The organism is Ruegeria sp. D7 (genome assembly GCF_056534355.1).
Window position 1 is genome coordinate 43,092 of record NZ_JBQFPG010000007.1, and the last position, 19,454, is coordinate 62,545.

The 19,454-nt window shown below is 57.8% G+C and carries 20 protein-coding genes; 9 read left to right on the top strand and 11 right to left on the bottom strand.

Translation table 11 applies throughout. From position 1 onward, the window contains the following. Positions 1-27: 27 nt before the first annotated feature. Positions 28-648, bottom strand: coding sequence for a nicotinate-nucleotide adenylyltransferase (locus ACRZ9U_RS11560; protein ID WP_170408276.1), 621 nt, complete (start codon positions 646-648; stop codon positions 28-30). Between the two features lie 32 nt (positions 649-680). Beyond that, on the bottom strand, positions 681-1,151 hold the full coding sequence (locus ACRZ9U_RS11565; RefSeq protein ID WP_170408277.1) for an MOSC domain-containing protein: 471 nt from the start codon (positions 1,149-1,151) through the stop codon (positions 681-683). Between the two features lie 138 nt (positions 1,152-1,289). Here ACRZ9U_RS11565 and ettA point away from each other — a divergent pair, with 138 nt between their 5' ends. Beyond that, positions 1,290-2,957 carry an energy-dependent translational throttle protein EttA gene (ettA, locus tag ACRZ9U_RS11570; RefSeq protein WP_170408278.1) on the top strand — a complete coding sequence of 556 codons (1,668 nt, stop codon included), beginning with the start codon at positions 1,290-1,292 and terminating at the stop codon, positions 2,955-2,957. Between the two features lie 52 nt (positions 2,958-3,009). Next, the gene (locus ACRZ9U_RS11575; protein WP_480901877.1) at positions 3,010-3,546 is read left to right on the top strand and encodes a hypothetical protein; all 537 of its coding nucleotides are present in this window, start codon (positions 3,010-3,012) and stop codon (positions 3,544-3,546) included. 201 nt (positions 3,547-3,747) lie between these two features. Here ACRZ9U_RS11575 and ACRZ9U_RS11580 read toward each other — a convergent pair whose 3' ends face one another. Then, positions 3,748-4,275, bottom strand: coding sequence for an REP-associated tyrosine transposase (locus ACRZ9U_RS11580; RefSeq protein WP_170408280.1), 528 nt, complete (start codon positions 4,273-4,275; stop codon positions 3,748-3,750). Positions 4,276-4,602: 327 nt separating this feature from the next. Between ACRZ9U_RS11580 and ACRZ9U_RS11585 the strand changes: the two genes are divergently transcribed. Both ACRZ9U_RS11585 and ACRZ9U_RS11590 read left to right on the top strand, forming a co-directional pair. Continuing rightward, entirely contained in the window at positions 4,603-4,809 is a 207-nt protein-coding gene (locus tag ACRZ9U_RS11585) for a cold-shock protein (RefSeq protein WP_010442474.1), read from the top strand. A 167-nt stretch (positions 4,810-4,976) separates the two neighbouring features. Then, on the top strand, positions 4,977-5,531 hold the full coding sequence (locus ACRZ9U_RS11590; protein WP_170408281.1) for a L,D-transpeptidase: 555 nt from the start codon (positions 4,977-4,979) through the stop codon (positions 5,529-5,531). Here the strand turns inward: ACRZ9U_RS11590 and ACRZ9U_RS11595 are convergent. Both ACRZ9U_RS11595 and ACRZ9U_RS11600 read right to left on the bottom strand, forming a co-directional pair. Beyond that, on the bottom strand, positions 5,528-6,142 hold the full coding sequence (locus tag ACRZ9U_RS11595; protein WP_170408282.1) for an SOS response-associated peptidase: 615 nt from the start codon (positions 6,140-6,142) through the stop codon (positions 5,528-5,530). The genes ACRZ9U_RS11590 and ACRZ9U_RS11595 overlap by 4 nt on opposite strands. Positions 6,143-6,151: 9 nt before the next feature. Then, positions 6,152-6,772 (bottom strand): arylesterase, encoded by a 621-nt coding sequence (locus tag ACRZ9U_RS11600; RefSeq protein ID WP_170408460.1) that lies wholly within the window; start codon positions 6,770-6,772, stop codon positions 6,152-6,154. Positions 6,773-6,841: 69 nt separating this feature from the next. On the opposite strand from ACRZ9U_RS11600, the gene ACRZ9U_RS11605 reads away from it, so the two are divergent. After that, entirely contained in the window at positions 6,842-7,537 is a 696-nt protein-coding gene (locus ACRZ9U_RS11605) for an ATP-binding cassette domain-containing protein (RefSeq protein ID WP_170395925.1), read from the top strand. Then, positions 7,534-10,062 carry an ABC transporter permease gene (locus ACRZ9U_RS11610; RefSeq protein WP_480901882.1) on the top strand — a complete coding sequence of 843 codons (2,529 nt, stop codon included), beginning with the start codon at positions 7,534-7,536 and terminating at the stop codon, positions 10,060-10,062. The genes ACRZ9U_RS11605 and ACRZ9U_RS11610 overlap by 4 nt, the downstream gene beginning before the upstream one ends. A gap of 2 nt (positions 10,063-10,064) precedes the next feature. On the opposite strand, the gene ACRZ9U_RS11615 is transcribed toward ACRZ9U_RS11610, so the two are convergent. Then, on the bottom strand, positions 10,065-10,511 hold the full coding sequence (locus tag ACRZ9U_RS11615; protein WP_170395922.1) for an RrF2 family transcriptional regulator: 447 nt from the start codon (positions 10,509-10,511) through the stop codon (positions 10,065-10,067). 94 nt (positions 10,512-10,605) lie between these two features. Here ACRZ9U_RS11615 and ACRZ9U_RS11620 point away from each other — a divergent pair, with 94 nt between their 5' ends. Then, positions 10,606-11,217, top strand: coding sequence for a gamma-glutamylcyclotransferase family protein (locus ACRZ9U_RS11620; protein WP_170408284.1), 612 nt, complete (start codon positions 10,606-10,608; stop codon positions 11,215-11,217). Positions 11,218-11,232: 15 nt separating this feature from the next. Here the strand turns inward: ACRZ9U_RS11620 and gltX are convergent, their stop codons facing one another. Both gltX and ACRZ9U_RS11630 read right to left on the bottom strand, forming a co-directional pair. After that, positions 11,233-12,558 (bottom strand): glutamate--tRNA ligase, encoded by a 1,326-nt coding sequence (gene gltX / locus ACRZ9U_RS11625; protein WP_170408285.1) that lies wholly within the window; start codon positions 12,556-12,558, stop codon positions 11,233-11,235. 60 nt (positions 12,559-12,618) lie between these two features. Beyond that, positions 12,619-13,053, bottom strand: coding sequence for a DUF1801 domain-containing protein (locus ACRZ9U_RS11630; protein WP_170408286.1), 435 nt, complete (start codon positions 13,051-13,053; stop codon positions 12,619-12,621). 116 nt (positions 13,054-13,169) lie between these two features. Here ACRZ9U_RS11630 and ACRZ9U_RS11635 point away from each other — a divergent pair, with 116 nt between their 5' ends. After that, the gene (locus ACRZ9U_RS11635) at positions 13,170-14,102 is read left to right on the top strand and encodes an MBL fold metallo-hydrolase (protein ID WP_170408287.1); all 933 of its coding nucleotides are present in this window, start codon (positions 13,170-13,172) and stop codon (positions 14,100-14,102) included. A 3-nt stretch (positions 14,103-14,105) separates the two neighbouring features. Here the strand turns inward: ACRZ9U_RS11635 and ACRZ9U_RS11640 are convergent, their stop codons facing one another. The 3 genes from ACRZ9U_RS11640 to ACRZ9U_RS11650 form a co-directional block, all read right to left on the bottom strand. Continuing rightward, on the bottom strand, positions 14,106-15,437 hold the full coding sequence (locus tag ACRZ9U_RS11640) for an NAD(P)/FAD-dependent oxidoreductase (protein ID WP_170408288.1): 1,332 nt from the start codon (positions 15,435-15,437) through the stop codon (positions 14,106-14,108). Positions 15,438-15,586: 149 nt separating this feature from the next. Beyond that, on the bottom strand, positions 15,587-15,928 hold the full coding sequence (locus ACRZ9U_RS11645) for a hypothetical protein (protein WP_170408289.1): 342 nt from the start codon (positions 15,926-15,928) through the stop codon (positions 15,587-15,589). A 218-nt stretch (positions 15,929-16,146) separates the two neighbouring features. After that, positions 16,147-17,805, bottom strand: a complete 1,659-nt coding sequence (locus tag ACRZ9U_RS11650) for an NAD+ synthase (RefSeq protein ID WP_170408290.1) — start codon at positions 17,803-17,805, stop codon at positions 16,147-16,149. 141 nt (positions 17,806-17,946) lie between these two features. On the opposite strand from ACRZ9U_RS11650, the gene ACRZ9U_RS11655 reads away from it, so the two are divergent. Continuing rightward, positions 17,947-19,452: a 2-isopropylmalate synthase gene (locus tag ACRZ9U_RS11655; RefSeq protein WP_170408291.1), complete on the top strand. Its 1,506-nt coding sequence runs from the start codon at positions 17,947-17,949 to the stop codon at positions 19,450-19,452. Positions 19,453-19,454: the final 2 nt, after the last annotated feature.

A 19,454-nucleotide genomic window follows, 5' to 3' on the forward strand; every position in this document is an offset into this window, starting at 1 on the left:
TTGATTAAGATTATGCGCCAAGTGGAGTCATTCGGGCAACACCCCATCGCTCCAATTCCCGCGATTGCGCAACTCGGTCGAACTGACGTCAACCATCGGCACGTTCACAAAACACCACGCCGGAGCATCCGCCCGCCCCAGCAAATGCCGCGCCTGCCCGTCGATACGGTACTTGGCATAAAGCCGAGCCGCCGGGGACATCCGAGCAGAAATCCGGTCCCCAGGCCGCGCCACAACGCCCACCGGCACGCTGTCCATGATCTGTCGCCAATCTTTCCAGCGGTGAAACTGCGCCAGATTGTCGGCCCCCATCAGCCATACAAACCGAACCTGCGGATAAAGTCGCCGCAGCGCCGCCAGTGTATCCGCCGTCGCCCGCGTCCCCGTCAGCGCCTCAATATCCGTCACATCAACGCGCGGATGCTGCATCACGTCCCGCGCCGCCGCAACCCGCCGCGCCAAAGGCGCAGGCCCCCGCTCCTTCAACGGATTGCCCGGCGACACCAGCCACCACACCCGATCCAGCCCGAACGCCTTCATCGCTTCGCGCGTCACATGCACATGACCTTGATGCGGAGGATCAAATGACCCTCCGAACAACCCCACGACCTGCCCGGGCCCCGCATATGGAATGGTACTGCGTTCCATCCTCTGCTGATGTTCAGAACTGAGAGGTGTTGTCAATCAATCGGCTGCACCACATCGCCAAGCCTGACTTGCCCCGGCTGCACTACTTCGGCACACCAACCCCCATGCCCCCGCACAGCAGAATAGCCGCCTTTGCCCAACGCCTCCTCCATCCGACTGCATGGAGCGCAGATCACGGTAAAGCGTAAAATGGCCTCCCCCACCTGCACCTCCCGCCCCTTTAGCGCCGCCAGATTGATCCCCGAAACCACCAGATTGCGCCGCAGGATCTCAGGCATAACCGATCCTTGCCCCAGATAAGAGCCAATCGCCGCCAGATGTTCCTGCTGGATCAAAGTCACCGCCCGCTTGCCCGCCCGGCTGCGGTCGCCGTCGAGCCCATCGGCTGAGACCCAAACCTCGTTGCGCCCATCCAATTCCGCTCTGCGGCCAGGACGTACACCGATCCATGTCACCCGGCCCGGTTGCGCCCAACCGGCAATCAGTTCCGCAAGTTCTGCCAAAACCCCACCACTCCTTGTCGTGTTGGTTCTACCGGATCAAACGACCACAGAAAATTCACAATACCACCAGCTTGCCCCGCCCGCTCGCCTCGGATATCCAGCGTTCCAACTTGATTTCCCCGACCCAGAGGACGCGACATGGCCGCCTATCAATATGTCTACCACATGCAGGGTGTCTCCAAGACCTATCCCGGTGGCAAGAAGTGCTTTGAAAACATCCACCTGAGCTTCCTGCCCGGCGTGAAAATCGGTGTTGTCGGTGTCAACGGCGCGGGTAAATCGACGCTGATGAAGATCATGGCGGGCCTCGACACCGACTTCACCGGTGAGGCATGGGCCGCCGAGGGCGCCAAGGTCGGCTATCTGCCGCAGGAACCTCAACTGGATGAATCGCTGACCGTCCGCGAGAACGTCATGCTGGGCGTGGCCGCGAAAAAGGCCAAGGTCGACCGGTTCAACGAGATTGCCATGGAGATCGCCGAGAACTACTCGGATGAGCTGATGGAGGAAATGACCACCCTGCAGGACGCGATCGACGCGGAAAACCTGTGGGACCTCGACAGTCAGATCGATGTCTCGATGGAAGCGCTGCGCTGCCCGCCGGACGATGCCAACATCGCAAACCTATCGGGTGGTGAGAAACGCCGCGTGGCGCTCTGCAAGCTGCTGCTCGAAGCGCCCGATATGCTTCTGCTCGACGAACCAACCAACCACCTCGACGCCGAGACCATCGCCTGGTTGCAACAGCACCTGATCGACTACAAGGGCACCATCCTCATCGTCACCCACGACCGGTATTTCCTGGACGACATCACCGGCTGGATCCTCGAACTCGACCGCGGTCGCGGCATTCCGTACGAGGGGAACTATTCCGCATGGCTGGAACAAAAAGCCAAACGGCTGGAGCAGGAAGCCCGCGAAGACAAGTCCAAGCAGAAGACCCTGCAACGCGAACTGGAATGGATGCGTCAGGGCCAAAAGGCCCGTCAGGCCAAATCCAAGGCCCGGATCAACGCCTATAACGAACTGGCCGAGCAGTCCGAACGCGAAAAGCTGACCCGCGCCCAGATCGTCATTCCCAACGGCCAGCGCCTTGGCGGCAAGGTGATCGAGGTCGAGGGCCTGTCGAAACATATGGGCGACAAGCAACTGATCGAAGGGCTGGACTTTGCCCTGCCCCCCGGCGGCATCGTTGGCGTCATCGGCCCCAACGGTGCAGGTAAATCGACCCTGTTCAAGATGCTCACCGGTCAGGAACAGCCCGACAGCGGCACCATCACGCTGGGCGACACGGTCGAGCTGTCCTATGTCGACCAGTACCGCGACGACCTGAAAGACAACGACACCGTGTGGGAGGCGATCACCGGCGGTGCCGAGATCATCCAACTGGGTGACGCGCAGGTCAATTCCCGTGCCTATTGCTCGTCCTTCAACTTCAAGGGCGGCGACCAGCAGAAGAAGGTCTCGCTGCTATCGGGTGGTGAGCGCAACCGCGTCCACATGGCCCGCCTGCTGAAAGAGGGCGGCAACGTCCTGCTGCTCGACGAACCGACCAACGATCTCGACGTCGAAACCCTGCGCGCGCTGGAAGACGCGCTGGTCGATTTCGCCGGCTGCGCCGTTGTGATTTCCCACGACCGCTTCTTCCTCGACCGCATCTGCACGCATATTCTGGCCTTCGAGGGTGACGCCCATGTGGAATGGTTCGAGGGCAACTTCGAGGATTACGAAGAAGACAAAAAGCGCCGTCTGGGACCAGACGCGCTGGAGCCCAAGCGATTGAAGCATAAGAAGTTTGCGCGGTGAGGCTGGGTGGCAGCTGTATTGCTGAAAAAGCAGAATTGGGGATGCTTTCTTAATGATTAGGTTTGCGACGCGCTGCGCACAGATTTCTGCTTTCCTAGTTTGCGGCGCAAGTGGCGCATTGGCTGAAGCGCCAAAGAGGGTCACCACCTTTGCCGCGCCAGCGGATTTCACCTATTTCTTGCAGAAGCACGACGGTGAGCAGGAAAAGTTTGATTTCTCAGACAAATGGGTAGATCCAGAAATGTCTGATGTGATTGTTGCTTTCATCGAAAACCGCGAAGACATCGATTTTGTTCCGGCAAAACTGTACAGTTCATTCCAAACTGTCTTGTCAATTGTTGATACGCATTTCTATCAGTTATCGAGCAGGGTTTTCGGCGAAACGTTGGACTCTGACGTTTACATTGTGTCTGTTTCCAGATTGCACGACAAGTTGGTTGAGGACGGATTTTCGATAGAGCAGGCTCAAAAGGGTGCATTTGTTTCCTGCTTCGCAGCTGGCTTGGTCGAGGTTTTATATCGCCGAGGAAATCTAGATGCAAACCATCGCAAAATCGGTGACACATGTGCGGAACTTCTAGAAAAATAGCAAGTAGGCCGGGCTTCAGCCCGGCAAGCCGCGCAACAGCCGCGACTTCAAATTTATTTACTATTGAATGGAATCAAACCAGTTAATCCAAGGTTCATGGTGGATGCCGGGCTTCAGCAAGCGTAGGATGGGTGCTCGCACCCATCACTCCTCAATTCTCCAATATCCCACCACATAAATTGATGGGTGAAATCACCCATCCTACGCTTCCCCAAACGCTCCTTCGGTGACAACGCCACTCCATTCCGGATCAACCCGGCCTGCGCAGATATCACGATAAATCGACGAATACGGCCAATCGGTTGGATGCTCCACCAACCCATGTTTGACCGGATTGCCCCAACAATAAACCACATGATTGCGGTAATCTCGTTCGTCCCGAATGGTGTGCTCCCAAAATCGGCGTTGCCAAATCCCGCGTTCCTGTTTGACAACCTTGGACTCGCTTCGCGGACCGAATTCTCCGACGGCACGCACAAATCGGCTTTTGATTAACCGCCACCGCGTCGAATAATCCGCATCCCCTGGCGGCAAGGTCCACACCGCGTGCAAATGATCCGGCAACACAACAAACGCATCGCACCAGAACGGCCGCTCCCTCTGGGTCACTGCAAAGGCGGCCCGCAAATGCGCCACCTCTCGCACTAACAAATCCGACGACCGGTCGGCCAAAGACACGGTGAAAAAATACTTGGCTCCGGGAATGCGGACGCGTCGATAATCGCTCATGCTGCAACTTGATCATGACCAGGGTTAACGGATTCTGAATGCCACTCCGACGCGCCAGACAAATAACCGGGCCTTATCATTGGCACGCAAACCAATAACCAAAACCATCGGCGGATTCTTGTACAAGTCGGACGATTGCCCCTCAAACCCCTGTACAAACCGTACAATCCGCCCTTGCCACACCGCCTGACCGATGCCATATCCATGAGGCTTACGTTTTTCTATTTCGACCTGCAGTCTCCTTCTACGGCGCTCAGTCTATCGATACAGACAACGACGCCGGGCTGCCGCATCCACGTGGGCAGCACTAAACAGGAGACAACGGATATGCCCGCAGGCACCGTAAAATGGTTCAACACCACCAAAGGCTATGGCTTTATCGCACCCGAAGATGGCGGCAAAGACATCTTCGTACACATCTCGGCAGTCGAGCGTTCGGGCCTCACCGGTCTGGCCGACAACCAGAAAGTCACGTACGAGCTGCGCGCTGGTCGTGACGGCCGCGAAAGCGCCGACAATATCGAACTGGCCTAAGCCGTTCAAAGGGCGGGATTTTTCCCGCCCACTCCGCTATGCCCTTGTTGATTGTGTGGCATAGGGAATACATCACAATCGGGTTATTCCTCCCCGGTGATTGACCAAATCCGCTATCATTTCAAAACTAGCGTTATGATTTCTTTGGTCATTTGAGGGATGTCACCATGTTCACACGCCGCGTATTTCTGGCCGGTACTGCCGTCAGCCTGCTTCCGGGCGTTGTCAGCGCCAAGAAAGCGGTCGAATATGATCCCACGCCACAATTCGTGCGGGTCAAAAAGCAATTCCTACCCGGTCAGCTGCTGGTCGTTCCCCGTTCCTTCTACCTTTACTATATAACCGAACCCCGCAAAGCGATCCGTTATGGCTGCGGCGTCGGCAAGGCCGGACTGGAGTTCACAGGAACCGCAACTATCGACGTCAAGAAGGAATGGCCCACCTGGCGACCGACCGATGAGATGATCGAACGCGACCCGGTGGCCTATGGTCGGTTCAAGGACAACGACTATGTCCAACCCGGAGGGAGCGATAATCCACTGGGCGCGCGCGCTTTGTATCTGTTCCAAAACGGAGTCGACACCTATTTCCGCATCCATGGCACCACACAACCGCAAACCATCGGTCGCGCGGCCTCGAACGGCTGCATACGGATGCTGAATCAGCATGTAATCGATCTGTACAACCGGGTGCCGATTGGAACCGTGGTGACTGTGGTCTAAGCCGCCGACCAATCCACATCGTCGGCTTGTTCAATCCTCAGGCGACCTTCTGGCCATGGGCGCATCAGCTTCTGCGCCTCTTCTTCGGATCCATGTAACCAGCAATCCACATCCTGCGACCCCAGCAACACACCCATACGGTGGTGGATCGGCTTTACATCGGCATTTGGCTCGCAGGTGACTGCGGCGACCTGATCCACACGCTGCCCACCAGGGGCCTCCCAACTATCCGTAATTGCAGCAAATAACAGCGGTATGCCATCCTTCGCTGCGATACGCCATGCAGTTTTGCGCCGTTTCTCTCCGGTCCACTCGTACCAGCCATCAACTGGTATAACTGCGCGCCCAACACCTTCGAATGCGCTTTTGTCAAAAACCGTTTCAGAGCGAGCGTTGATAATGGTCTCCATCACCGGACGTCCGCGCGCATTGACCCTGCCGACCGGGATCATCCCCCAACGCATCATCTTCAAGCCTTCACCGGTCAATACCGTCACCTCCTGACCCGGTTGAATGTTCTTGCGCGGGGGTTGAGGCCCTACGTTATCTTTCACGTTCAGGAACTTAGCAATCTCGCCAATTGGTCGTGTGAGAAAAAACCGGCCTGGCATAGGACCCTCCTAATCGGCAGCGCGCTCCGCTAAAGCCAGTACAATAGGTCCTAGCGCGTCAACGATCAGCGCAACGCCTTGGGCATTTGGATGGATGCCATCAGATTGCATGAACTGGCGCGCGACTGCAGGATCGCCCTCGGTCGTGAGCCCGTCAAAGAAGCTTTCCGCATAGATCGCGCCATACTGCTGCGCCAGTTCCGGATACATGGCATCGAAGCTTTGCTTGTAATCCGTCCCATAGTTCCCGGGGGCTTGCATGCCGATCAGCAGAACTTCGACATTCGCAGCTTCAGCGGTGTTCAGGATTGCCTCAAGATTGGCGCGCGACACATCCGGATCGATACCGCGTAACAGATCATTGCCGCCGAGGGCTACAATCATGCCATCGACCTCTGGCGTCAGAGTCCAATCAACGCGGGAGGCTCCTCCTGCGGTCGTATCCCCGGAAACACCGGCGTTGATAAGCTGAATATCCGCCCCTTCCTCCTGCAACCAGCGTTGCAGTTGGGGCACAAACCCGTCTTGTTGCGGAAGTCCATATCCTTGTGTCAGGGAATCTCCGAGCGCCGCAATCACCACCGGCTCAGCCGTCGCGGCAAATCCGCAACAGATGAACACGCCTGACATCAAACCCTTGCGCAGCTTCTGTATCGCGCCATATCCCAATGGACTGTACCCCTCTTGATGGCCTGATCGATGACGACACCCGTTCTCACCCTCCAAGATGCCGCATTATCGCTGGATGGCAATGCCGGAAGAGTGGATATCCTGCACGACATCACTTTGACTGTGAGCAAGGGTGAAACTCTGGGGCTTATCGGTCCCTCTGGTTCCGGAAAGTCTTCGCTACTGATGCTGATGGGCGGCTTAGAACAGGCAACTGGTGGACGCGTTACCGCATTGGGCCAAGATTTGACGAAAATGAGCGAGGATGCGCTGGCACGGTTCAGAAGAGATGCCATGGGCGTAGTGTTTCAGAATTTCCACTTGATTCCGACGATGACCGCGCTTGAGAACGTGGCGACCCCGTTAGAACTCGCGGGACACAAAGATGCTTTCCAGCGCGCCGCGGCCGAGTTGGAGGCCGTGGGCCTTTCACATCGTATCGATCACTACCCGGCGCAGTTGTCAGGCGGCGAGCAACAGCGTGTGGCGCTGGCCCGCGCTTCGGCCCCGCGCCCGCATATATTACTGGCGGATGAACCAACGGGAAATCTGGATGAAACCAACGGTTCAGCAATCATTGATCTGTTATTCGGACTGCGGGACCGTCACGGGGCAACTCTGGTTCTGGTCACGCACAGCCATACACTGGCTCAGAAATGCGACCGCGTTGTGCGCTTGCGCGATGGGCGTATCGCCGAGGAATCCCAGCGTGAGGCCGCCGAATGAGCCTGCGTCTGGCCGGTCGCCTGGCCCGGCGCGAACTGCGCGGTGGGTTGCGCGGGTTTCGAGTGTTTCTGGCCTGCCTGGCTTTGGGTGTTGCAGCAATTGCTGCGGTTGGCATGGTGCGCCAAGCCATTCAGACCGGATTGCAACAAGAGGGCGCGTCGCTCTTAGGCGGCGATGCCCAGCTGGAGTTCACCTATCGCTTTGCAAACGATGAGGAACGTGACTGGATGGCGGACACCGCGCAAGCAGTGTCAGAGGTCGTCGATTTCAGGTCCATGGCCGTCACGGGTGATGGCGCAGGCGCGCAACGGGCGTTAACTCAGGTGAAGGCCGTGGACGGGGCCTATCCGCTGCTGGGATCGGTGGCTCTGGAACCCGCAGTTTCTTTGCCCGAGGCCTTGGCGGGCGCCGATGGGCTGCCCGGCGCCGTGATGGCTCCGTCCCTGATTGACCGCCTGAACCTTGCGATTGGGGACCAATTTGATCTCGGCACGCAGAGGTTCGTTTTGATGGCCTCGCTGGAACACGAACCGGATGGTGCGGCAGATGGGTTCTCGCTGGGACCGCGCACGTTGGTTCGAACCGAGGATTTGCAATCATCGGGCCTGCTGGCTCCGGGTACTTTGTTTTCCACCAAATACAGGATGAACTTGCCGCAAACCGCCGAGTTGGAGGCGCTGTCGCAGCAGGCCAGGCAGGCCTTCGAGGGAACCGGCATGCGCTGGACTGATGCCCGCAATGGTGCGCCGGGGATATCCGAGTTTGTAGGGCGCCTCAGCGCGTTTCTGGTGCTGGTTGGTCTATCCGGATTGGCGGTTGGGGGGATCGGCGTATCGGCTGCCGTGCGCGCCTATCTGTCCCAGAAAACGGAAACCATTGCGACATTGCGGACTTTGGGCGCTGATCGGGCCACAATCTTTCAGACATACATGATCCAGATCGCCGTTCTTTCAGGCGTTGGTATCGTCATGGGTTTGACCCTGGGCGCGGCGCTTCCAATGCTGCTGGCACCGGTTATCGAAACCCAACTGCCGATCCCTGCTGTATTCTCGCTATATCCGCAGCCCCTGTTCGAGGCCGCACTTTATGGTGTGCTAACCGCGTTCCTGTTTACGCTTTGGCCTCTGGCCAGAACCGAGGAGGTGCGTGCGGCAACATTGTTCCGGGATGCGCTGACTTCGGCAAGCAGCTTCCCGCGCTTGATTTATGTAATTGCGACTGCAATTGGCCTGGCCGTACTGATCGGAGCCGCCGCTTGGTTCAGCGGTTCAACCCGGTTGACTCTCTGGACAAGCGCAGGTCTGGCGGGGGCACTCACTTTGCTGACCCTTTCTGCCTTTGCCATTCGCAAATTGGCCCGCGCGGGCGCTCCTTGGGCCAGAGGGCGTCCAGCCCTGCGGTGGGCGTTGTCCGCCATCTCTGACCCACGCGAAGGCGCAGCGTCGGTGGTCCTGTCCCTTGGGCTCGGCCTTTCGGTCCTTGCGGCGGTGGGGCAGATCGACGGCACGCTACGCAATGCGATTTCGGGCAACTTGCCTGAGGTCGCACCCTCGTATTTCTTCGTCGATATCCAGACGGATCAGATGCCCGGGTTCAGCGAACGTCTCGACACTGACCCTGCCGTCAGTCGGGTAGAAAGCGCTCCGATGCTGCGTGGGATCATTACCAAAATCAATGGGCGACCCGCGCGCGAGATTGCAGGCGATCACTGGGTTCTGGACGGCGACCGGGGCGTAACCTACTCTGCCCGCCCCCCACGGAATGCCCGCGTGACTGACGGGGTTTGGTGGCCAGAGGACTACAGCGGCCCACCGCGAGTCAGTTTTGCCGCAGAAGAGGCCGACGAGATGGGCCTGAAACTGGGCGATGAGCTGACCGTTAATATCCTGGGCCGCGATATCACAGCTGAACTCACATCGCTGCGCGAAGTTGATTTCTCCACTGCAGGAATGGGTTTTGTCATGTCGATGAACCCCTCTGCCTTGGCTGGTGCCCCGCATAGCTTCATCGCTACCGTCTACGCCGAAGAACAGGCCGAGGCCGCCATTCTGCGTGATTTGGCCGGTCAATTCCCCAACATCACGGCAGTCCGGGTCAGAGACGCCATCGACCGGATATCAGGCCTGCTGGCAGGGCTTGCGGCAGCCACGTCATATGGCGCAGGGGTTTCTCTGTTGACCGGGTTTTTAGTGTTGATCGGTGCGGCGGCAGCGGGCGAACCGGCGCGTAGGTACGAGGCAGCGATCCTCAAGACTCTGGGTGCCAACCGTGGGCGCATATTGCGCAGCTTTGCCCTGCGGGCAATCCTTTTGGGAGCAGCCGCAGGTTGCGTTGCTTTGCTGACCGGAATTCTGGGCGGTTGGGCCGTGGCTACTTATATATTCGACACAGAGTTCGCGGTCATCTGGCCATCCGCGCTTGGGATCGTCATCGCCGGTGTTGGCGTTACCTTAGGCGCGGGGATGGTCTTTGCCCTGCGCCCGCTTTCAGTACGCCCTGCGCGTATACTGCGCGCCAGCGACTGAGTTCAGCGCATACAAGCGACAGGCTGCAATATTTTCAGCAATTGGTCATTGTCGCAAACCAACGCATCGAGCGTGATTTCGTCCAGCGACGCATAAAACACCTCAGCCGCATCTTGCAGCGCCAACCGGAGGCGGCAGGCATCGGTCAGTGGGCAGGTGTTGTCAGCATCCGCAAAACACTCGGCAATCGGCAACCCGCCTTCGACATGGCGAAACACGGACCCGACCCGGATCTGATCCGCCGGGCGTGCCAGCGTCATGCCGCCATTGCGGCCGCGTTGTGTGCTGAGATAGTCTAGCTGGCTCAGTTGGTTGATCACCTGTGCCAGATGGTTTTCTGAAATATTACAGACATCGGCGATCTCGGCCTTCGTGACCAGCCGTTCCTGATGTGCGGCGCAATACATCAAAACACGCACCGCGATATTCGTCCGTTTGGTAATCCGCATTAGGGCCTCCCGAATCTCAAGGTGAAGCTTTATTGCATGTCTCGTAAAAAGACTGTTTGACATACATCAATCGTCAAAGAAGGACGCGACCCGCATGGCAGACCCTTATTTCTTCGGCTATGGCAGCCTCGTGAACCTGTCGACGCATGATTTCCCCGACCCGCGCCCAGCGCGACTGAAAGGTTGGCGACGCGCATGGCGGCACACGGATCTGCGCCCGGTGGCGTTTTTGACCGCTGTGCCGGATGCTGATTCCGAGATCGATGGTATGATCGCCCATGTTCCTAAAAACGACTGGGCCGCGTTGGATGAAAGAGAATGGGCCTATGACCGCGTTCCAGCCACACGGTCGATCACGCACACTCTGACGCAAGAGGTGGAAATCGCTGTCTACGCAGTCCCGCATGATCGACACACCGCGCCCAGCAATCACCATCCCCTATTGCTCAGCTATATTGATGTTGTCGTGCAAGGGTATCTGCGGGCTTTTGGACCAGAGGGCGCCGATCGCTTCTTTGCAACAACCGATGGTTGGGATGCTCCGATTTTGAACGACCGCGCCGAGCCCCGTTATCCTCGTCACCAACAATTGGAGCAGGCCGAGACCGAATTCGTGGATAACCGCCTGCAACGCGTTTCGGCGCAAGTTTTGCGACCCGGAGAACAAAGAAAGGCAGGTGATTTACCTGCCTCCTTCGTATTCTAAGCACTGACCCTGAAGTCAGCCGCGAGCGCGGATCACCTGCAATAGCGGCAGCAAGGTCGCCATTTCGGGCCCGCGCTCCATCCCCGTCAGCGCTTTGCGCAGTGGCATGAACAGGCCTTTGCCCTTGCGACCAGTTGCTTCTTTAACTGCCTTGGTCCATGTGCCCCAAGTTTCCCCATCGAAAGGGCCTTCGGGCAGCAACGAGACAGCCTGAGCGATGAACTCACGATCCTCGTCAGCGATCATGGGTTCGGCCCCATCACGGCACAATTCCCACCATCCCTCGAGATCGCTCAGCGTGGTGATATTTTCGCGCGCCATGGTCCAGAAAGGCTCGGCCAGTTCAGCGGGAACGCCTGCTTCAGCAACGGCATCGGTCACATCGGCCAGCGGCAGCGATTGTAGATGCTTCGCAGTCAGCGGGAACAGGTCCTGCACGTCGAACTTGGTTGGGGCCGCACCGAAGCGTGTAACATCAAAGCCGTCGATCAACTCTGACATATCCGAGCGCAACTCAACCGGATCTGACGACCCCAGACGCGCCATCAGGCTCAGTAAGGCCATTGGCTGCACGCCCTGCTCTCGCAGATCGCGCAGGGCCAGAGTGCCCAAGCGTTTCGACAACGCCTCTCCCTGCGGGCCAGTCAGCAACGAGTGGTGCGCAAAACGCGGACAGGTCCCGCCCAAGGCCTCGATGATCTGAATCTGCGTTGCGGTGTTGGTGACATGGTCCGAGCCGCGCACGACATCGGTTACGCCCATTTCGGTGTCATCGACCACAGAAGCAATCGTATAGAGAACCTGTCCATCGCCCCGAATCAGCACCGGGTCGGATACTGAAGCTGCATCGATCGAGATGTCGCCCAAAATGCCATCGTTCCATTCGATACGCTCGTGGTTCAGTTTGAACCGCCAGACGCCATTGCCACGCTCAGCGCGCAGGGCTTCTTTCTCGGCATCGCTGAGGTTCAGCGCGGCACGGTCATAGACCGGCGGCTTGCCCATGTTCAGTTGCTTCTTGCGCTTAAGGTCGAGCTCGGTGGGCGTCTCGAACGCCTCGTAGAACCGGCCCATCTCCCGCAGCTTGTCGGCGGCCTCGGCGTAGCGGTCCAGACGCTCCGACTGTCGCTCGACCCGGTCCCAATGCAGGCCCAACCACTCCAGATCCTGCTTGATCGCGTCGACATATTCTTCCTTCGACCGCTCGGGATCGGTGTCATCAATGCGCAGAATGAACGTACCGCCAGCCTTGCGGGCGATCAAATAGTTCATCAGGGCGGTGCGCAGGTTGCCCACATGGATGTAACCGGTGGGCGACGGGGCAAAACGGGTCGTGGTCATGGAAGTCTCCTGTTGGCGCGGCTCATCTCACATGGGCGCGTTTTTGTCCAGAAGAGGCTTTCAGGTTGGTTCAACCGGCCAAATGCCATCTAGGCGTTCGAGCCCGGCTTTGATGAGTTCACCAAGCACGTCGAGATCGATATCCGGTAGCTTATTCACGTAGAGGCAGGATTTCCCCAGCTTGTGTTTGCCCAGTCGAGACAGGATATTTTCGAAATCAGCATAACCCGGCATGATGTAGATAGAATGCGCCGCCTTACGCGGAGAGAACCCAGTTGCGAGAAAGTCGCCCTCACGCCCTGACGCATAGCGATAATGATATCGACCATAGCCAATGATCGACGGGCCCCACATTACGGGCGCATAACCTGTGGTTTCACGAAACAGCCTGTCCAGCACGTGCGCCTCTTCCGCCTTGCGGGTCGGCTGAATGCTCGCCAGTAAATCAGCAACGTTTTGCCCGGTGGGTACGGTTTTATTCGCAGATCGCGGCATGAACAAAAATTAACACGTAATGTTCAACCACGCAGCCCATATAACAGTGCCATAGTATGGCCACAGGCCCAGACTGACCTAATTCAGTCAAACATGCTCTGACAGGGAGAACGACCATGACCATCAGATTGACTCGCCGGGCGGCGCTTGGAACGGTTGCGGCTCTGCCGCTTGCGGCAGCTACTTCGCCTGTTCTGGCCGCAGGTACCGAGACCAAAGCCAACTCTACAATAGCAAAATCGTTTCAACTGGGCGATTTCACCGTCACCACATTGTTGGATGGCAGCCTGCCTCGTGATGGTGCGCAGGACATTTTCGGCGGCGGCGCCTCGGATGAAGATTTCGCCCGTGTATCGGCTGACAACTTCATCTCGCCAGATGTTGCGCAGTTCTTCTTCACACCAACGCTGGTTAATACGGGGTCCGAGATGATCCTGTTTGATACTGGGCTTGGCCAAGGTGGAATTCAGGCCGCGTTGGCCGACGCCGGCGTAACGCCTGATCAGATCGATGTGGTGGTCATTACCCACATGCATCCCGATCATATCGGTGGTATGACAACCAATGATGCCGCGACTTTTGCCAATGCGCGTTATGTAACAGCAGCACCCGAATACGACTTTTGGTCAGCGCAAGACGCGGGCAACCGAGTGGGTGATATGGTTGCAGCCAAAGTCACCCCGATGGCAGAGAAGATGACTTTTATCGGGGATGGTGGTGAAGTCGCATCCGGCGTCACCGGTATGGCAGCGTTTGGGCATACTCCGGGCCATATGGTCTATCACCTAGAAAGCAACGGTCAGCGTCTGGTCCTGACGGCGGATCTTGCAAATCACTATGTCTGGTCTTTTGCACATCCTGAATGGGAAGTGCGATTCGACATGGACAAAGCCGCTGCCACGGAATCGCGCAGGAATGTGCTGGGCATGCTGGCTGCGGACAAAGTGCCTATGATCGGCTATCACATGCCTTTCCCAGCCGCTGGTTATGTCGAATCCCGTGGCGAAGGGTTCCGGTTCGTGCCGGTCAGCTATCAAATGATGGGCTAGGAGCTAAATACCAGCATCCGGCCGCACTTTTGACCCATCCGTGAAACGGGACAGGCGAAAGGCGGTCGGATCAACGCAAGGCGTGCTTTCCGTAACAAGGTCCGCCACTAATCGACCTGCGGCAGGACCGATGCCAAAACCGTGGCCGGAGAAACCGGTCGCAATATGCAGGCCCTGCACCGCGTCCACTTTCGAGATGACCGGGATCGCATCCGGGGTCACATCGATCAGGCCGGCCCAGCTTTGCACGATCTCCGCACTATCAAGCGCAGGCAACGCCTTGCGGGCGTTGGCCCACGCCCTTCGCAACACTTTCTGGGAAGGTTCCGGGTCGAGTACTCGGCAATGTTCAAACGGTGTCACATCGGTCGGCAGCCAGCTTCGATCCTCATTCGCCTCGACCATCCAGCGTCTCGAAAAGCGAAACCTTAAGGACCGCCACTCTTGCCGGAATGCGGGCAGAAACTGCAACCCGAGTCGGAAACTGTCAGGAACGATATCCACTGTATTCTCGTGACCCGAAGCTATAGTGTATCCCCCGTCCGAGCGCTTTCGAATGGCAAAATCATCACTCCAAAGCGACACCTCTGGCCCTGCTGCAACCGGAGAAGTCCGCATGACCGTATTGAGCACTTTGAGCTGTGGCAGAGCGATTCCAGCGTTCCCCGCAAACAGCCGAGACCAGGCTCCGCCTGCAAGTACGACTTGACTACACCTTACGCGGCCGCGTTCGGTGAAAACACCTGCGATCCGGCCCGCAGCAACATCGACACTTCGCACCGCGCATTGCGTCATGATCGCGGCACCACGGTCGCGCGCCGCCTCGGCGATTGCGGGGGCCGCCCATTGCGGCTCGGCGCGCCCGTCCTGCGGCATGTAAAGCGCTGAGCGCAGTTTCATACTGTTATCCGACAGCAACCCGTCCAGTTTAGGGCCGGATACCATGCGAGCACCTGTTTGCAGCCCTTCAACATGGTCCAGCCATCGCGTCAGGTTTTCATCGTCTCGTGCGCCAGACGCGCCAAACACGATTCCTGATTGAACATAGCCTGTGGCGCGTCCCAATCGCGCATCCAGCCCTTGCCAGATTCTAAGCGCCTCTTGCATCAGGGGGATCTCGCGCGGATCACGTGTCCCAAGGCGCACCCAGCCCCAATTGCGCGAGCTTTGCTCGCCCGCAATCCGGCCTTTCTCGCACAACAGAACGGAAACACCTCGCTCAGCAAGCTCGAAGGCAGCCGAAGCCCCGATGATTCCACCACCTATGACGACAACATCTACGTGTTTGGGAAGTGTGAGATCAGATTCGACGGGTGTCGGTGTGGGGCCTGGCATTAACCGCTCGGTGCTCGTTCATCGGAGCGACATCCAGCCTGAAGGCGATTTCACTGGCAATGTAGAAAACGATTGGTCCCGGGCAATTGCCGGAACCTGTGGCCAATTGGCCAATGCGCGGCGAATTACACCGCGCAGATGCGTTCAGATTACGCCGCCCCGGAAAGTTGCGCCCATTTCTGGCGCAGTACCGTGCTGAGCTTGGGATCGGACTTTGATGCAAGCGATTCCTGTGGCTGCAACACCGGAAATTCCGATCGCAACGGAACCGGGCCTGCCACCGCGTCGGGCGTCGGCTCTTCCTGGCTCATAATGTCTGCAATCGCAGCATCCAGCGCCTGTTCATCCAACTTGCGCGGCGCTGATTCCATAGGCTTCAACTGCAACGGAGAATGAAGCGGCTTATCGTATCCATTCGTCATTTGACCACCAATACCTTTACTGACATCCCAAACACGGATGCCTTTTCCCAGTTCCACAATCCCGGTCATCGGCTCTGAAAATGGCAGGACAACCTACCGGATTGCGTCACATCCGCCCCATATGAGGCAGACCCCTGTCGTAAATGTGGCAAAAAAAGGACGCGCGTACAAGCGAAACATAGTCTTTTCACCGCACAACTGGCTGAAATGGATAAACAAACTGCCGCAGAAATCCGCATTACCATGCACTTTCGAAACAATGGTAAATTCTTCAACCAGAGCGGTGCTTACGTTCTATCCCGCCAGCGATTTACAATCGGATAGCGACGATCCAGCCAGAAGGCCCGTGGCGTCAACCGTGTGCCAGGCGCGGACTGGAAGCGCTTGTATTCACTAATGTAAATCAGATGTTCGACCCGCCGGGCCTCGGCCTCGTCAAATCCGGCTGCAACGCAGTCGGCGATTGAGCCATCCTGATCCACCAAAATATCAAGAATCGCATCGAGAACGGGGTAGTCCGGCAGGCTGTCGCTGTCTTTCTGGTCTTCACGCAATTCAGCACTTGGCGGCTTGTCGATCACCGAAGGGCGTATGACCTCACCCTCGAGACCCATCATCCAATCGCGATGATTGGCGTTGCGCCAGCGGCAGGTCTCGAACACGCGGGTTTTGTACAGATCCTTGATCGGGTTATAGCCACCGTTCATGTCACCATAGATAGTGGCGTAGCCGACTGCGACCTCGGACTTGTTGCCGGTGGTCAGCAGCATCTCGCCAAACTTGTTCGAGATCGCCATTAGCAGAAGACCGCGCAGGCGAGACTGGACATTTTCTTCGGTCAGGTCCTCATTCCGCCCTGCAAAAAGCGGAGCCAAAGTGTTGGTTACCGCTGCGCGTCCCTCAGAGATCGGCACAAAGTCGTAGTGCACGCCCAGCGCCATGGCGACGGCTTCGGCATCATCCAAAGAACTTTGGCTTGTATATTCCGAAGGCAGCATTACGCAGCGTACATTTTCCGCACCGATCGCATCCACGGCTATTGCGGCCACCAGCGCCGAGTCGACGCCGCCCGACAACCCCAGCACAGCTTTGCCAAACCCCGTCTTGCCCATGTAATCGCGCAGAGATTGCACCATCGCGCGATAGTCCTGCTCCCATTCGTCGGGTTGCGGCACGACTTCACCAGCCACAATACGCCATCCGTCATCTTGGCGCGACAGATCGATATGGCTGACGGCCTCATCGAAGACGGGCATGCGGAACGCAAGCTCTCCACCCGGGTTCAATCCAAACGTAGCACCGTCGAAAACCTGATCATCCTGCCCGCCGACCATGTTCAGGTAGATTACCGGCAGACCCGTTTCGACCGTGCGAGCCACCATGTGGTTCAACCGGATATCGTATTTGTTTCGAAAATAGGGCGAGCCGTTGGGGATCAGCAGAAACTCGGCCCCGGTTTCTTCCAGTGTCTCGGCGACATCCTCGTGCCAGCCATCCTCGCAAATCGGGCTACCGATACGGACATTTCCAACGGCATAAGGGCCGCCCATAGGACCCGCATCATAAAGACGGACTTCATCAAAGACGGTTTCATTGGGCAAATGATGTTTAAGAACTTTGCTGACAATCCGCCCACCTTTGAGGATCAGGTAGGCGTTATAAAGCTTCCCATCTTCAACCCAAGGACCGCCGATGGCCAACGCCGGGCCGTCGGCACAGTCTTCAGCCAACGCCTGCACCGCATTCATCGCGGCCCGATGAAACGCGGGCTTCATCACCAGATCCTGGGTATTGTAGCCGGTTATGAACATCTCGGGCAGCGCCACAAGATCAGCCTGCGCCGCGCACCCTTGCTGCCAGGCTGCAGCAGCCTTGGCGGCATTACCGTCGATATCCCCAACCGTTGGGTTCAATTGCGCCAGAGTGATGCGGAAACGATCGGCCATTTTTGCCCTCTTGCCCTCATGTCTTTCAGGGATTTAGCAGATCACACCGCGAGTGAAAGGCAAATGCGCCAAAAGCCGTTGCTCTGCCCTCGGCGGTATCTTAGTTTTGCGCCAACACAAACACCGCAGGCAGGTACAAAAATGAAAGCGATCCGCACATCCCTTACCGCTGCAACGCTTACAATGCTGGCGTCTTTTGCGATCGCCCAACAGGACGGTCAGATTGTCATCGCTGATGATGATGTCGGAGGTGTCTACGAGGGCACGTTCGAAAACGGGCTGCGCCATGGCACCGGCACTTACCGCCTGCCGAACGGTTTTGAATATTCCGGTCAATGGGTCGAGGGCGAGATTCAAGGACAAGGCACCGCGCGCTACGCCAATGGCTCTGTCTATGAAGGGACATTCACCAAGGGCCAACCAGAAGGGCGCGGCAAAATCGTCTATTCTGATGGCCAGTCCTATGAGGGCGAGTGGGCCAACGGCACGATAAACGGTACCGGTATCGCGACATATTCCAACGGCTCGCGATACGAGGGCGGCTTCAAGGACGCCAGATATCACGGTCACGGCGTGCTGACCGGCCCGGATGGCTCGGTTTATGAGGGCGACTGGGTAAACGGCCAGAAAACCGGCAGCGCCAAGATCACCTACGCCGATGGAAGTACCTATGAGGGCGACTTGAATGGCGGGCAACGGCATGGTCAGGGTAGTCAAGTCTGGGTCGACGGCATGACTTATGCTGGGTCCTGGGCCAACGACCAGATGGCCGGAACAGGCCGTTTGGTTCAACCCAACGGAGATGTCTACGAAGGCGAAATGGTCGAAAATCGCCGACAGGGCAAAGGCAAGTCCATATACGCCAACGGTGCGACCTATGAAGGCGACTATGCTGACGACCAGCGCCATGGTCAGGGCACCTACAAGGGCAGCGACGGGTTTGCGTACACAGGTGCCTGGCAAAAGGGCCAGATTGAGGGCCTGGGCGAGATGCTCTATCCCGATGGTTCGGTTTATATCGGCGACTTTCTGGATGACCTGCCTCATGGCAAGGGGCAAACGACATACCCCGACGGATCAGTTTACGACGGCAACTGGATCGCCGGGATTTTTGAGGGCACCGGCACGGCAACCTATCCCAACGGAACGGCTTATACGGGCCGGTTCAAAAACGCCCGCTTCGACGGCAAAGGTATTCTGACCTTTGCAAATGGCTATCGCTATGATGGCGATTGGGTAGACGGCGTCCGACAGGGGAAGGGCAAGGCTACGTTTCCGGACGGGATCATTTACGAAGGCGATTTTCTGAATGGCAAGCGTCACGGCAAGGGAACACTGACCCGACCGGGCGGATACAGCTACACAGGCGACTGGGCCGACGGCAAGATCACTGGCTTTGGAACCGCCACCTATGAGACCGGGGATGTCTATGAGGGCAATTTCCTGGAAAACAAACGCCATGGTGACGGCACGATGCGTTTCGCAGGCGGCGAGGTTGAGACCGGCGTCTGGGAAAATGACACGCTGGCGACCGAAAAAGAGACTGCCCCCGAAACCCCCGCTGCGGGTGCTGAAACCACTGAGCCAGACTCTACCCCCGACGCGCCCGCCCCTGACGCGACAGACCCGGATATAAACGACGGCTAAAT

Excerpts from the sequence above, each read along its gene's own strand:
- ACRZ9U_RS11580 (WP_170408280.1), bottom strand. The coding sequence starts at position 4,275 with ATGAGCGATTATCGACGCGTCCGCATTCCCGGAGCCAAGTATTTTTTC.
- ACRZ9U_RS11605 (WP_170395925.1), top strand. The coding sequence starts at position 6,842 with ATGACGACACCCGTTCTCACCCTCCAAGATGCCGCATTATCGCTGGAT.
- ACRZ9U_RS11640 (WP_170408288.1), bottom strand. The coding sequence starts at position 15,437 with ATGCCAGGCCCCACACCGACACCCGTCGAATCTGATCTCACACTTCCC.
- ACRZ9U_RS11655 (WP_170408291.1), top strand. The coding sequence starts at position 17,947 with ATGAAAGCGATCCGCACATCCCTTACCGCTGCAACGCTTACAATGCTG.
- ACRZ9U_RS11560 (WP_170408276.1), bottom strand. The coding sequence starts at position 648 with ATGGAACGCAGTACCATTCCATATGCGGGGCCCGGGCAGGTCGTGGGG.
- gltX (WP_170408285.1), bottom strand. The coding sequence starts at position 12,558 with ATGACCACGACCCGTTTTGCCCCGTCGCCCACCGGTTACATCCATGTG.
- ACRZ9U_RS11600 (WP_170408460.1), bottom strand. The coding sequence starts at position 6,772 with ATGTCAGGCGTGTTCATCTGTTGCGGATTTGCCGCGACGGCTGAGCCG.
- ACRZ9U_RS11585 (WP_010442474.1), top strand. The coding sequence starts at position 4,603 with ATGCCCGCAGGCACCGTAAAATGGTTCAACACCACCAAAGGCTATGGC.
- ACRZ9U_RS11595 (WP_170408282.1), bottom strand. The coding sequence starts at position 6,142 with ATGCCAGGCCGGTTTTTTCTCACACGACCAATTGGCGAGATTGCTAAG.
- ACRZ9U_RS11575 (WP_480901877.1), top strand. The coding sequence starts at position 3,010 with ATGATTAGGTTTGCGACGCGCTGCGCACAGATTTCTGCTTTCCTAGTT.
- ACRZ9U_RS11650 (WP_170408290.1), bottom strand. The coding sequence starts at position 17,805 with ATGGCCGATCGTTTCCGCATCACTCTGGCGCAATTGAACCCAACGGTT.
- ACRZ9U_RS11645 (WP_170408289.1), bottom strand. The coding sequence starts at position 15,928 with ATGACCGGGATTGTGGAACTGGGAAAAGGCATCCGTGTTTGGGATGTC.
- ACRZ9U_RS11635 (WP_170408287.1), top strand. The coding sequence starts at position 13,170 with ATGACCATCAGATTGACTCGCCGGGCGGCGCTTGGAACGGTTGCGGCT.
- ACRZ9U_RS11610 (WP_480901882.1), top strand. The coding sequence starts at position 7,534 with ATGAGCCTGCGTCTGGCCGGTCGCCTGGCCCGGCGCGAACTGCGCGGT.
- ACRZ9U_RS11630 (WP_170408286.1), bottom strand. The coding sequence starts at position 13,053 with ATGCCGCGATCTGCGAATAAAACCGTACCCACCGGGCAAAACGTTGCT.
- ACRZ9U_RS11590 (WP_170408281.1), top strand. The coding sequence starts at position 4,977 with ATGTTCACACGCCGCGTATTTCTGGCCGGTACTGCCGTCAGCCTGCTT.
- ettA (WP_170408278.1), top strand. The coding sequence starts at position 1,290 with ATGGCCGCCTATCAATATGTCTACCACATGCAGGGTGTCTCCAAGACC.
- ACRZ9U_RS11615 (WP_170395922.1), bottom strand. The coding sequence starts at position 10,511 with ATGCGGATTACCAAACGGACGAATATCGCGGTGCGTGTTTTGATGTAT.
- ACRZ9U_RS11620 (WP_170408284.1), top strand. The coding sequence starts at position 10,606 with ATGGCAGACCCTTATTTCTTCGGCTATGGCAGCCTCGTGAACCTGTCG.